This window comes from Marinimicrobium sp. (genome assembly GCF_002695945.1).
GTDB lineage: Bacteria > Pseudomonadota > Gammaproteobacteria > Pseudomonadales > Cellvibrionaceae > Marinimicrobium > Marinimicrobium koreense.
In genome coordinates this window covers 86,684-100,408 of the sequence record NZ_NZQP01000022.1, presented here as the reverse complement: position 1 = coordinate 100,408, position 13,725 = coordinate 86,684, and the positions used below count along the sequence as shown (strand labels likewise).

Here is a 13,725-nt window from a genome sequence, read left to right as displayed (position 1 = left end):
GGGCAATTTCCTTGAGCTGACGGGTAGATCCTGCTGATTTTCATCGTACGTTTATCGCGATAATCTACCATATTAACAGGGGCAAAAGCGAAATAGTGAGGCCCCCTCCGGTGGTGTCGGAAATCTTGTCACCTATAAGGTCAAAAAGCCGACGCGAGCGGTCGAGAAACCCCTTGAAAACCCGCTATAATGCGGTGCCTTCAGAGCTGAAACTCACACCCCATAAAAGGACGCGGGTCTTGTCTTACATTCGGTTGAATAAGCACTATATTCATTTGCCCTACCTGTTTCTCGGCATCGTTGAGCTGGGCTTGCTGCTTGTTGCAGCGTGGGGCGCCGAGCGCTGGCATCTGTCGCTGTCTGAATCCGCCGAAGTGTTTTCCCGGGCACCGGACAATTGGTGGCCTCTTGTGCTTTTTGCCGTTGTACTCAGCTGCTGCACCCTGTCCATGGGGGTGTATACCGCCCTGGTGCGCGAGGGTTACTCGAGCATGGTGTTGCGTACCCTGGTGAGCTTCTTCCTGCTGGGGAGCCTTGCACTCTTTGTTCTCAACGTCATTTTCGCCGGCGCCTTGATCCCCCGAGGCTTGATCTTCTGGGGCGTCCTATTTGCGACGGCGCTGGTTTTGGTGGCCAGGGCGCTGTTTCTGAAGCTAGTCGATACCGCCAACCTGAAGCGGCGAGTGGTGATTTTCGGCGCGGGTGCCCGTGCCCAGAAGCTTTTGGAAAATCTGGAGCCGGAGCGGGATGTTATCGGCGTTCAGGTGGTGGGCTGCGTTCCCAGCGCTAATGAAGAGACCATGGTGGATGAGGCCCTGTTGCTGCCTTACCCGCAGGACTGGGTGCGTTTTGTGAAGGCGCAACAGATCTCGGAGATTGTCGTCTCCCCGGATGAGCGGCGTCAGCGGGACGGCGGCGTCTTTCCGCTCAATGAGCTGATCGACTGCAAACTGGCCGGCGTTCCCACCAGCGAGGGCCTGGGCTTTTGCGAGCGGGAGCTGGGGAAAATTGACATCAGCATTCTGCGGCCCAGCTGGATGCTCTTTTCCGACGGTTTCAAATACTCCAAGCGCCGAGCCGTTGCCAAGCGACTGTTCGATGTCGGGTTGGCCGGCCTGTTCGTCCTGATTCTGTGGCCCTTCATGCTGCTGACGGCCCTGGCGGTCATGCTGGAGAGCGGGCGCCCGGTGCTTTACTTTCAGGAGCGGGTAGGCCTAAATGGCAAAACCTTCCGCATTTACAAGTTTCGCAGCATGCGCCAGGACGCGGAAAAAGGCGGCAAGGCGGTCTGGGCCCAGAAGAACGATGCCCGCGTCACCCGGGTAGGGGCCTTTATCCGCAATGCCCGGCTGGATGAACTTCCCCAGTTATACAATGTACTAAAGGGAGAAATGAGCTTTGTGGGGCCCCGACCAGAGCGGCCCGAGTTCGTTGAGGAGCTCTCCGAGAAAATTCCCTTTTACGATACCCGGCACAAAGTGAAGCCGGGCCTGATGGGCTGGGCGCAGTTGAAATACCCCTACGGCGCCTCCGTAGAAGATGCCAAGAACAAGTTGCAATATGATTTGTATTACACCAAGAATCACAGCTTTCTGATGGATATGCTGATCATGATCCAAACGGTCGAAATCGTGTTGTTGGGCAAAGGCGTGCACTGAGTGCAGTCGCACTCCGGCTTCCTACTCGCTGCACCCGACGACAACCAGAGTTTTAAGGAGACAAAGCGTGATGAAAACCAATAGTTTCAGGATGGCGTTGTGGGCATTACTCGCGATATTCTTGAGCGCCTGCTCGACAAAATCAGTGACTCCGCCACCGCAAAGTGACGCGTTACTGACCGAGTATCGCATCGGGGTGGGCGACTCGCTGCGCATCAACGTATGGCGCAATGCCGAGCTGTCGAGCGATGTGCCGGTTCGTCCGGACGGTCGTATCTCAATGCCCTTGATCGGTGATGTCCCGGTAGCGGGAAGAACCACCGAAGAGCTCGCCTCAGCGTTGACCGAGTCACTGACCGATTATGTCAGAAACCCCCAGGTCACCGTTATTGTCACCAATCCGGCCAGTGCCGATTTCCAGCTTCGGGTTCGTATCACCGGTGCCGTTACAAATCCTCAGTCGTTGGCGTATCGGGAAGGCATGACGGTCTTGGATTTGGTGTTGATGGCGGGCGGCCCCAATGAATTTGCTTCTCCCAACAAAGCTAAATTGTATCGACGAGTGGACGGTGAGTTGAAGGTTTACCCCATTTATCTCAACGATTTGATAGAAAGGGGCAAAGTGGACACGAATTACACGCTGCAGCCGTCAGACATTGTGGCTGTACCTGAGCGGGCGTTCTAAGGTTAGAGATTTGTATGGATAAGACATTTATAGTTGACCTGCTCAAGTCTCTTAAGTTTGAAGCTATTCGCTTTAGGGTCTGGGTGGTCTTGACTTTCCTGGCTGTTAGCTTCCTGCCGTTGGTAGTCGGCTACTTGTGGCCGAATACCTACACCACTGAAGCTGTTCTCTACGCGGATGAAACCAATATTATTGAGCCGTTATTGAAAGGCCGCGCCTCGGTCACGGGTATTGACCGAGTCAAGCAGGCACAGGAAACTCTTTACACAAGGCGGGTAATGGAGCGGGCCGCCGTGGGGGCCGGCCTTGTTGACTCTAATGCCACCGATGAAAGCAAAGCGGCTGCTGTACGAGAGCTTCGCAACGGTCTTTCAGTCCGAACAGAGAGTGCCAATAATTTCAGGGTAAGTTACAGCGCTAAAGACCCGGAAAAAGCCTTCAGTGCACTGAACAGTGTCGTCAATGTGTTTATCCAGGACACCGCTCGACGCAAGCGTGAAGAAAGCGTGGGCGCCTTCAACTTTATCGATGCTCAAGTAGAATCTTACCGTCGGCAGTTGGAGTTGGCGGAGGAAAAATTAAAAAACTTTCGCGCTCAAAACACCGACGGCACCGAGGCCCAAGTCAGTGCACGTATCAATCAGTTGCGCAACGATATCGAATCGCTCAATCTGGAAATTCAGGAATCGGAGTCAAGAATTGCATCAATCAGAGAGCAGTTGAGTCAGGAAAATCAGTATCAGGTTGCCAAGGGCGAAGCTGATCGGCTGCGCGACCGGCGCCGGGAGATGCGTCGGCAATTGGACCAACTACTTCTCAGCTATCAGGACAGTTATCCAGATGTCATTACGCTGCGCCAACAGATACAGGATATCGACGAGGAAATTACTCGCCTGGAATTCTCCGGTGAGTCCTACGGAAGCGATGCAAATACCGAAAACCCGCTCTACGAAGAGCTGCGCAAACAGTTGTCCGTTGCTGAAGTGAACTTGACCGCTCAAAAAAGACGGATGCAGTCTCTCGAGCAGATCTTGGATCGAGAGTACGCCCGGGCGGAGCGAGTGGCCGAAAATCAGGCGCAACTATCTGACCTGACCCGGGACCTGGAGGTTACCCGAAACGTGTATAACGAAATGCTGGAGCGAAAAGAGTCGGCAAGGCTTTCCATGACGCTGGACATTGAAGGGCAGGGGGTTAACTATCGCATTCAGGATCCGGCCACCTTCCCGCTCGAACCCTCAGGCTTACGGTATATACACTTTGCGTTGGTCGGGCCGTTTCTCGGTTTCCTGGCTCCGCTTGGGTTACTGTTTATTTACGTGTTTCTGGATCCTCACTATCGCTCTGCACGCTCGACACAAAACGATCTACCAGAGGGTGTCGACCTAATCGGTATTATTCCTCACTACCATACCCCGCTGACAGAGCGACTGATGCGCAAGGATATGGTGCTACTCCTCGGCTTCAGTATTATCGCCATGGGCTGTTACATCGCACTGGGAATTACCTGGTACGAGGTCAAAAATTGACGGAGGTGGTGAAATGGTTGAAAAGAACAAGCCAGAGGTCAATCTTCGAACATTTATCGAGAGGCTCAACGTAGTGAAAGATGAGCGCAATGAAGACCCCTTAATCCGAAGCGCAGTCTCTGAGCACCGAAAGCGTGAGCAGATCAAAAGCATGGCTACCCCGGTGTTGTGGACGCAGGATGAGCTCTACGAGAGGAAAGTTATTTTTACCGGTATGCGGCAGCGCGAGCTGTTGAACGCTTTCCGTGAGGTTCGGATTCGGCTGTTGCAGAAAAGCAAAACCGATAACGTGGTGGCCATGGTGTCCTCGCTGAAGGAAGGGGGCGGGGGCAGTCTGGTCGCTTTTAACCTGGCCGCCACCTTTGCGCTGGATCGCCACAAAACCGCGTTATATGTGGACTGTAACCCCTACAACTCCACGGCGGAGCAGTATACGGTGGTGCCGGTTGAGGCCGGGCTGACCCAGTATCTGCACGACTACACCATCCCCCTGAAGCACATTATTTACCCCTCAGGGGTCGAGCGTTTGCGGGTCATTCCATCGGGTATCGGCAGTGAGTCGGCGGCGGAGTTTTTCAACTCCAAGCGCATGGAAGTGTTGATTTCGGAAATCAAAACCCGCTACCCGGACCGGTTCATTGTGCTGGATGCCCCCTCGGTTGAGTCCACCACCGAAGCGCGCATTCTCTCGCAATATTGTGACCATGCCATGCTGGTCGTACCGTTCGGGAAATGCACCCAGTCGGATGTGCTCTCGGGGATCGATGCGGTCGGGAAAGATAAGTTTTCAGGATTGATTTTCAACCACTAGCAGACAGTTACCCAGTTGTCGCCTGTGGTTAACTATGGGAAGTACAGTACCATGCGCACTTTTAGAGACATCCGCAGAACACGTCTTACCGCATTGTGGACCAGTTGTACGGTTTTATGTCTGGCATTGCCCCTGCTTCTGCCAATGCAGGCTGCCGCAGAGGGTGATTGGCGAGCAAATATTGGACTGCGAAGTGAGTATACAGACAACGCCAATAGATCCGAAACCGATAAGCTGTCCGAACGCCAGGACGACGTCGAGTTAGGGCTGGGAGGCAGTTACGCCAATCGCTGGGTGACCTTTGAGGCGGGTTACAACGCTAGCGAGCATCGGTTTAGCGAGGGCTCTCAGGAAGATCGGAGCCTGCTCCAGGGCGACAGCGAACTGGCCATTGGGCAACCAACGGATCCTCTTGATCTGGTGCTTTCCCACCGACGCCGGACGGTACTGAACGCCCCGGATGATATCGATCTGCTGAGCAATAACGACGAGAGAACCATCGTTTCCGCCATGCCCAGCGCTCGTTGGCGCCCCACCGGGGTGGATCTATTGATGGTACGAGCCCAGTTCTCTGACGTCGACTACCGGTTTCGCCCGGAGCGCAATTCTGAGCGACTAGGCGGCAGCCTGGTCTGGCAGCGCCAATTGTCTGAAATCAGCCAGCTCTTGGCAACGGCTCAGCACACGGAAATCGCCTTCGACGATGCACCTCAGGCCGATTACGAATACCGCGCCGCCAATCTCTCTTATCAGACGACTCTACGTCGACTTCAATATCAGGTGCAGGTCGGCTACAACGAAAGTAACCCAGAGGTGGGGGAATCCCTGTCCAGCCCCAGCTACCTGATCGATGTGCAGTTCGGTGAGGGTGCCAACCGTTGGATCCTGAATGCCAGCCAGTTTATTACCGATAACTCCACCGGCAGCGGCAACCAGGGGGAGCTGGGAGGCTTCACTCCAGGCGATTCCTCTGCCGGTGAGCTGGACCAACTGGAACGCACCCGGGCCGAACTGCGCTGGACCAACCAGGGGCTCTGTGTGCGGTGTACGACCACCGCCTCGGTTTACTGGCAGAGCGATGACTTCCGCGATGACACTCAGGATCGAGACGAACTGGGTCTACGGCTCTCGGTTGGCTACCAGATCAGCAGCCGCTCTTCGATGGACCTTTCTTTACAGCGGCGAGATCAGGAATTTGAAGCCGGGGCCACCGATCGTTCCGATTTCCAGGAAGACAGAGTCAGTGCTGGCTATGAATACAACTTCGCGAATGACGTTGCCCTGAATCTGTTCTTGGGCCACCACAAACGCAAATCCGATGACGGTAATCGTGAATATGACGAAAACACCGGTGGTTTGGGCCTGCGTTACACGTTTTGACCGATTTGATCAAAAAACATCCACACTGAGGTCGTGTGGCCCAAGGGCCCGCGACCGATAGGCTGCTGTTACCTGAATTTCCCCTTGCTCCGCCCCCCCCCCTGTAAACGCTCTATTTCTAACCTACGGTTTCAATCCCCTCAGGCGCTTTTTCATAACCAATGGAAAGCCCATATAACTTCTAATACTAGAAATGCCCCCTTGGCGTAAAAATATTCGTCACAAAATGTGAGTTACAGCGCATATAATATAAAAAAAGAGTTTCTTAGTAGTGATTCCGTATATCCCCGGTGGTAAAAAGAACCCATGGATGCACATTTGCAAGGAGTGGTACTCACTGAATTAACAGGCCCCGGGGGCCGGGAACCGAACCTATGTCTCGTTTGATTGCTAACGCTAAGTCATTGGCAGCCATACGCCACCTCTCAGTCGCTGGCTTCGTGGCCATTACTCTGGTGCTTGGCGCTTGTGGCGGTGGTGCCGGTTCAGGGGCCGACGACTCACGCTTGAGCAATAAAAGCCCCTACACCGAGAAGCCATCGGGGCAAAACAGCGTAGAAAGCCCGGATAGCGCGAGCAGCAGTGCTGACGAGGACGTCGGTGCTCCCCAGGATTCCACCAGTGAAACACCTGAGGCTGACCCCGACAGCAGCACCGATGATGCAGTCGCAGAGGGCGGTGACAGCGCCGAGCCAGTTGATGCCTCCGAGGAGCCAGCGGCAGAGGACAATTCAGATCCGGTAGATTCTATTGAGGAACCTGTATCTGCGGTCAGTGGCACGGTTCGCCTGGAATGGGACCGCCCCGAATTCCGCGAAAACGGTGAGTACCTCGAAGTAGACGACATCGGCGGCTACGAGCTGCGCTATCGCCGGCTCGGTGAGGAAGACTTCCAGACAGTAGTCGTCGAAAGCGGCTGGGAAGAAGACTACGAGTTCAGTGACCTGGAGGGCAGCTATCAGTTTTCCATCGCCGCCTTTGACAATAACGGGCTCTACAGTGAATTCGTGAACCTATCCCCGGTGGCCAGCTTGACTGAGTCGCTCTAGAAATATTTCAATGCAAGTCGGAGGGAAGAGTAGCTCTCTCCCTCCGGCGCCTGTCAAATTAATCGTCATGTTCCAACCCCAACCCCGGCGGCGTATACTTCAGTAGGATTCTCCCAATAAAGTCCACCATGCTGAAGGGACCGCCATGCAGACTCAGCTCCCCCGTATATTCCTGACACTTCTCATTGCCTCCTCCCTATTGGTTGGTTGCGGTCGGGAAAGCAGTCCAGAACAAGCTCAGGACTACCTTAACCGTGCCGAAGCTTATCGTGATCAGGGCCAGTATCGTGCCGCCATGATCGAAATCACCAACGCCATGAATAGCGCTCCGGGAGAGGTCGCCTACCCCATCGCGATGGCAGAAGTCTACATTACCCTGGGCGCTGCGCGCCGGGCCTCCACGCTTCTGGAAGATTATGTAGAGCAGCATCCTCAAGCAGTGGCGCTCCCACTCGCAGAAGCGTATTTAAAACAGGGGAAATTCCTCTCGGCCAAAGAGACCCTGGAGGGTTTTACGGCCCGGTCTGCAGAAGAGTCTAAAGAGCTCGCCCTTTATCGGGCGGATATCCAGCGCACCCAGGGCAACCTCGAGGTCAGTGAGCAGGCCTACCAAACCTTGTTCGAGGAGCATCCGGGAGATCTTGAAATTGCACTGCGTCTCGTAGAAAACCATATATTTCGAAGGCAAAGCGATGAGGCCCTCCAAATCCTTGAGCGGTTACGCGAGCAGCATCCAGAGGAGCCTGAAATCATGCACTTGAGCGCGATCGTCGCTCTTCAAACCAACGAGCTTGAGCGTGCCGAGCGACTCCTGACAGAGGCCCTGATCAACATGCCGGATGCGGATATTATGCTGCCCGACCGCGCGGCGGTTCTGCAGCTGCTGGCGGAAACCCTCATTGCAAGAGGCCGAATGGCGGAAGCTCTGGTCTACCAGAAAGTACTGGCAGAGGAGTCTCCCGAATCGGTTGCCGCTGAGCAGCGGTTACAGGAAGCCGTGGCTGCGGCAGAGGCCGGCGATTACCAAAGTGCTGAATCCATCCTGCAAGAACTACTGGAAGAAAACCCTGACAGCCAGTCAGCGGCTCTGATGCTGGGTATGGTTAACCTGAGGCGGGGGGATATCAGCGCGGCGGAACCCCTGCTCAGCCGCAGTGTGGATGTGGAAACAGCGAACACCGACGTAATTCGCGCCATGGTTATGGCTCAGGCGCAGACCGGAAACGCGGAGCGGGCTATTCAAACGCTTCAGCGCTCCCTACAAGCTCGGCCCGATGATACGGTTTTACTGTCTCTATACGGGCTGTTGGCATTAAACAACCCTGATCTGGAGCAGAAAGGCTACCTCAGTATTCAAAAAGCGCTCGCCCAGGATCCACATCGCGGTGGGCTGCGTCTGGCGCTGGCGCGCTATCACTTCCAACGAGACGAAGCCGAGCAGGGCATGGCACAACTACGGACGGCCTTCAACTATCAGCCGGCGGAGTGGAACGTCACTAACGTCTATATGAACCAACTCTTGGCCCGCGGAGAGCTTGACGAAGTGGCCCAAGCGGTCGCTACGCTTAAGGAGGCGGCGCCCAAGGCACCCGAGACCACCCTGTATGAAGCGCAACACCGCTTCCGTGAGGGCAATCAGCAAAGCGCCATTCGGCAGCTGGAAAGTTTACTGAAAGCCGAAACCGGCTACGTGCGCGGCCATGGCGTCCTGGCTCAGATGTACCATGAAAGTGGCCAATCGGACAAAGCGCTGGCGTCGGTTGAGCGTGTAGTAGGATTTGAGCCTCAGAACGAGCAAGCCTTGAGGGCGGGTGTCGAAATCATTCTCAATGGTAACCTGTCCCAGTCACCGCATGACTGGCTTGCGGGAGTGGCCGCTGATAATGCGACCACCACACCCAATGTGACGGCACTCAGGGCCATGCTCTACCGCGATGCGGGAGATTTGGAGCAGGCGGTCCAACTGATGAGCAACTATCAGGGAGAGGAAACTGATTACACCCGCCAAGTGACATCGGTGGTTTATCGTGATCGGGCGCGCGAGCTGGCTGACGTCGGTGAGTTTGACAGGGCGCGTGAGCTGTTGAGTCAGGCCCTAGAAGACTTCCCGACCAGCCGGACGCTCAGCCTGGACCTGGTAAGGATGGACCTGGCCCAGGACCGGTTGCAGCAGGCTAGAGTACTGTTGGATGATCTGCAGGAGCGCCACTCCGGCGATCCGGAGGTCGCCGTCATGAGTGCTCGGCTGACGCAGGCAACAAATGGCCCGGAGGCCGCTTTCCGGGAGCTGCGCGTAGCCTGGAACGAGCAGCCTGATAGTGAAATGGCGGGCCTCCTGATCTCCCTGGCGCGGGAGCATGCACCTGACGCAGTACCCGAAATTTTACAGCAGTGGGAGCGGGCGGCACCTGAGAGCCGTGGGCGGCTTCTCTTTATGGCGGAAGAGTATCAGCGCCAAGGAGACGAAGTGGCGGCAATCACGGCCTATGAGCGCCTCCTGGCAAACAACCCCAACGATGCCATCGCACTGAACAACCTGGCCTGGATGCTAAAAGACCGGGATGTTGAGCGGGCGCTGGCATTGGCAAAGCAAGCGGCTGAGCTGCAGCCCGACTCTGCCCCCATTCTAGATACCTATGGTTGGATACTGCATTTGAGTGGTGATCGCGCCGCCGCCTTGCGCCAACTGGAGCGCGCAGTTGAGCTCGCCCCCGGCGTTGCGGATATCCAGAATAATCTGGACGCGGTCCGGAGCGCCAACTGATCATCCAGAGGCGGCGCCGGTCGTCGCCTCACTCCCCAATCCAGCCAAACTCGGTACACTTCTGTTCGCTAACGCACGTAAAATCTCGTCGGAAAAGCTTACAAGAGAGCAGCGAAAGCAATAGCTAAACCTTCCTAACTATCTGAAATAAATAGAATAAATATTCATGGACCGTCTCTTGCATCCTCACAGGCAAGGCGAACACAAGTAACTGTGGCCTAAACGCAAGACTTAAGAATTATTGTTCCCTCAAAGGATGGACACTATGAAAACTTTTCTGAAAACTCTTTTGGCCGGTAGCGTCCTGGCAGCCGCAGGCGCTGCTAGCGCAGCCACAATCAATATTGGCGTGAGCTATGACCCTAATGCCGAAGCGAACTTTCTGGCGGAGCTGAGCGGGCCCATCGTTCAAGAAAATTTTGACGGTTGGGTCACCCAGGGTTCTGGTCCTGCCTCCATGGGTGGAAGCCAGACTCAGCAAGAGCAAGGCTCTTGGGTTGACTCTAGCAGCAGCTTTACCACCAATGTAGGTACTTTTACTCTGATTGAGAACGGTCATGTAAACTATGACTGGTTGGACGCGGGCGACGGCAATAATTTGAAGATTGAAAGCGCGCAAACCGGTGAGTCTGGCCGCGAAGAGTTGTCTAACTATCAAGGTGACTTCTGGCTCGACAGTAATGATGCCAAGAAAGTGACTTGGGATTTTAACTCCGGTGGTGTTGTGGGCAAGCAGTTTGACGCATTTGGGTTTTTTATTGCTGATGCTGCAGACGTGAGCGCTACGCTGACGCTGCATTTTGCAAATGGTAGTTCTTCTGATGCATACGCCATTCCGTACGAGCAGCCCAACGGTCAAGTTGGTTATTTAACCGTTAAGAGTAGCGAATCGATCGTTGGTGGAACGCTAACGTTCGATAACAGTGCCTATAACGATGGTTGGGGTATTGATGACATTACTGTTGGCACCTTACCAGAACCAGGTACCCTTCTGTTGATGGGTCTGGGTCTTATCGGCTTGGGCGCTGCACGTCGTCGCGCTGCCAAGTAATCGGATCTAGGAAAGAAAGATAAAAAGCCGGCCCTCGGGCCGGCTTTTTTATGTGTTTACGCGATTTCGAAAGGCCTCATCCGCTAGTCAAAAATGCGTCATTCAGGTACCATCCAAGAGAACTTCCAGCCGGGTTAAATCGCATGGACGTAGAGCACTCAGCGCATAGCATTTCCTCCAGTCTCTGGCGTTACTCACAATACCTCCCGCTATTCCTGCTTGTGTTGTGGGTCTTCTTTTATTGGCCAACCTTTGAGGGGCTTTATGCCCGCTGGATAAAATGGGACGAGGGCATGGCCCACGGTATCCCTGTAGTCATTCTGTTTGTTTACCTCCTTTATAAAAGCTTGCCCTGGACGCCGTTGGTGAATCGAAACACTACCTGGTGGGTGAGCCTGATTGGGTTGGGGCTAGGGTCGGCGGCCTGGTTTGTGTTTCATGCGGTCAACGTAACCATTCTTGAGCAGGTGATTCTTCTGCCTTTGCTGGTTTTATTGTTGGCGTCAGTGTTCGGGCTGAAACAGGTATTCAACCACCGGCTTTTGCTGCTGTTTCCCCTATTTGCCATACCAGTCTGGGACTATCTTAATGAACCACTACTGGCCATGAGCAGCTTTGTGGTGGGTGAAATGGTACGCATGGCAGGTATGCCCGCTCTCATAAAAGGCAACAGCATATTTATACCCTTTGGCCACATACTGATAGCCGACGGTTGCTCGGGAGTTCGCTATTTTGTCATAGCACTGACTATGGGCTACCTGATCGGATATCTGAACAGATACTCTGAGAAGCAGTTGTTTGCAGTACTTGCGGTCGCGGCGATTCTCGGGTTGGTAACCAACTGGATCCGTATTTTTATCCTGATTGTTATCGGATACGAAACGGAGATGCAAAGTCCTTTGATGGCTGATCATGAATACTTCGGCTGGGTATTGTTCGCGGTTATATGCCTGCCAGCCATCTATTTTGCGCCGGTGGTAAAACGTCAACGGCCACAAAATATCAGCGAGTTTACCAGCGCAAAAGGGTTGTGGGTTCGAACCCTGCTGCCCGTTGTGGCGATTGCTTTGGGGCCGATGGCCAGTATGGCCGTACAACTCGAGCCCGGTGCCAAACCCTGGCGTTCGCCCCTGGAAAACCTGGGCATCATCCAAATGCCGAAAGACATGCCCGCACCACTCCAGGTGCCCTCGGGAGGTTGGTCAGAGACAGCGCTACTTGCCGACGACGGTATCTATATTCAAGTCGACCAGTATCAGCGGGAGAGTACCGCTGAAAAGCTGGTACCGCCCATGGTCAGGCTATTCGATAGTGACAATTGGATCCAGGTGCAGCAACGGGAGGAGCGACTTTCTGGCCAAAAAGCGATATTGAGCATACTGCGTCACAAGTCCAGAAGCAGGCAGGTCGCCCAATTGCAGTGGTTTGACGTAGGGGGCTATATTACTACGTCTATCCCCCAGGCTAAGCTCTGGCAGATTCCCGCCGTTCTGCAGGGCCAAAACCACTTTCAGATTGTAACTTTACAAGCCAACTGTCTCGATCCAGACTGCGCAACGGCGTTAACCAAGCTAAGGCAGACCGCTGAAGGCTTGCAATTAAAGGATAGCGATTAAACGATGCAAGCTTTATTCTGGTTCAGTGCCATTCTGATAGGCTACATCTACCTGGGCTACCCGCTTTTGTTAAGGCTGTTACCCAAGCGGCCCTTGGCGTACGGTGATGAGCCGATGCCGGCTCCCCTGGTAACGGTGCTAATTCCTGCATTCAACGAAGCGGAGGTTATTGAGAGCACTATTCGCAATAAACTGGCGCAGGCCTATCCTGAGGACAGACTTGATATCATTGTTATCTCGGATGAGTCCGAAGATGGCACCGACGAGATAGTTACCCGGCTGGCCGAAGAAGACGCTAGAATCAGCCTGATTCGCCAAACCCCCCGGCAAGGTAAAACCGCAGGGCTAAACAAAGCGGTAGCTCAGGCTAAAGGGGATATAATTATCTTCTCTGATGCCAACAGCCACTACGAACAAAATGCCATAAGCGCACTGGTGAATTGCTTCAGTGATCCAGAGGTGGGCTACGTCACCGGCAAAATGGTTTACGTCAACGAAGAAGGCAATCTGGTTGGTGATGGCTGCAGCGCGTACATGCGGTATGAAAACAACCTTCGGGCACTGGAAACCCAGGTTTCTTCAGTGGTAGGTGTAGATGGCGGCATAGACGCCATCCGTAAAGAACTCTACCAGGAAATGAGTCCCGACCAGCTCCCGGACTTCGTCCAACCCTTGAAGGTCGTCAGCCAGGGTAAGCGCGTCGTCTACTGTGAAGATGCACTCCTGCAGGAGGAGTCCCTGACCGACTCTGGTTCAGAGTTTCGGATGCGCGTCCGGGTGTCGCTTCGGGCCTACTGGGCCATGTGGGACATGAAGCACCTGTTCAACCCTATGAACTACGGGCTGTTCTCGTTACAAATCATCTCCCATAAGCTGTTGCGTTACCTTGCGTTCATACCCCTGGTAAGCGCGCTGCTAGCCAGTCTGGTGCTTGCCGACTATCATTGGTTCTTCGCTTTGGCAGCTTTGGGTCAGTTGGTCTTTTACGTGGCCGCCGGCTATGCACAGGCTGACGGAAAAACGGATAGCCGTTTGCTGGGTTTGGTGCATTACTTCAGCCTGATTAATCTAGCTTCCATGATGGCATTTTTCAAGTTTGTCAAAGGCGAGAAAATTGTAATGTGGAAGCCGCGTGGTGGGTGATACGCATGTACATCCTTACGTCAGTCGAATATCTCAATT

Annotated in this window: 10 protein-coding genes; all 10 read left to right on the top strand. The window is 54.3% G+C overall.

Annotation, left to right across the window (positions count from 1 at the left end; genetic code table 11):
• The first annotated feature begins 239 nt into the window (after window positions 1-239).
• The 10 genes from CMG77_RS05730 to CMG77_RS05685 all read left to right on the top strand — a co-directional run bounded on the left by CMG77_RS05730 (window position 240) and on the right by CMG77_RS05685 (window position 13,686).
• Window positions 240-1,658 carry a TIGR03013 family XrtA/PEP-CTERM system glycosyltransferase gene (locus CMG77_RS05730; protein ID WP_286804210.1) on the top strand — a complete coding sequence of 473 codons (1,419 nt, stop codon included), beginning with the start codon at window positions 240-242 and terminating at the stop codon, window positions 1,656-1,658.
• A gap of 70 nt (window positions 1,659-1,728) precedes the next feature.
• Window positions 1,729-2,343 (top strand): XrtA/PEP-CTERM system exopolysaccharide export protein, encoded by a 615-nt coding sequence (locus CMG77_RS05725; RefSeq protein ID WP_286804239.1) that lies wholly within the window; start codon window positions 1,729-1,731, stop codon window positions 2,341-2,343.
• A gap of 14 nt (window positions 2,344-2,357) precedes the next feature.
• Window positions 2,358-3,872: an XrtA system polysaccharide chain length determinant gene (locus CMG77_RS05720; RefSeq protein ID WP_286804211.1), complete on the top strand. Its 1,515-nt coding sequence runs from the start codon at window positions 2,358-2,360 to the stop codon at window positions 3,870-3,872.
• A 13-nt stretch (window positions 3,873-3,885) separates the two neighbouring features.
• The gene (locus CMG77_RS05715; protein ID WP_286804212.1) at window positions 3,886-4,683 is read left to right on the top strand and encodes a tyrosine-protein kinase family protein; all 798 of its coding nucleotides are present in this window, start codon (window positions 3,886-3,888) and stop codon (window positions 4,681-4,683) included.
• A gap of 126 nt (window positions 4,684-4,809) precedes the next feature.
• Window positions 4,810-6,063, top strand: coding sequence for a porin family protein (locus CMG77_RS05710; protein ID WP_286804213.1), 1,254 nt, complete (start codon window positions 4,810-4,812; stop codon window positions 6,061-6,063).
• A 374-nt stretch (window positions 6,064-6,437) separates the two neighbouring features.
• Window positions 6,438-7,112 (top strand): fibronectin type III domain-containing protein, encoded by a 675-nt coding sequence (locus CMG77_RS05705; protein ID WP_286804214.1) that lies wholly within the window; start codon window positions 6,438-6,440, stop codon window positions 7,110-7,112.
• Between the two features lie 145 nt (window positions 7,113-7,257).
• Window positions 7,258-9,876 (top strand): tetratricopeptide repeat protein, encoded by a 2,619-nt coding sequence (locus CMG77_RS05700; protein ID WP_286804215.1) that lies wholly within the window; start codon window positions 7,258-7,260, stop codon window positions 9,874-9,876.
• A gap of 265 nt (window positions 9,877-10,141) precedes the next feature.
• Entirely contained in the window at window positions 10,142-10,927 is a 786-nt protein-coding gene (locus CMG77_RS05695; protein WP_286804216.1) for a PEP-CTERM sorting domain-containing protein, read from the top strand.
• 143 nt (window positions 10,928-11,070) lie between these two features.
• Entirely contained in the window at window positions 11,071-12,543 is a 1,473-nt protein-coding gene (gene xrt, locus CMG77_RS05690; RefSeq protein WP_286903746.1) for an exosortase, read from the top strand.
• Window positions 12,544-12,546: 3 nt separating this feature from the next.
• A complete protein-coding gene (locus CMG77_RS05685; protein WP_286804219.1) occupies window positions 12,547-13,686 on the top strand; it encodes a glycosyltransferase family 2 protein in 1,140 nt (379 codons plus the stop codon).
• Window positions 13,687-13,725 lie beyond the last annotated feature (39 nt).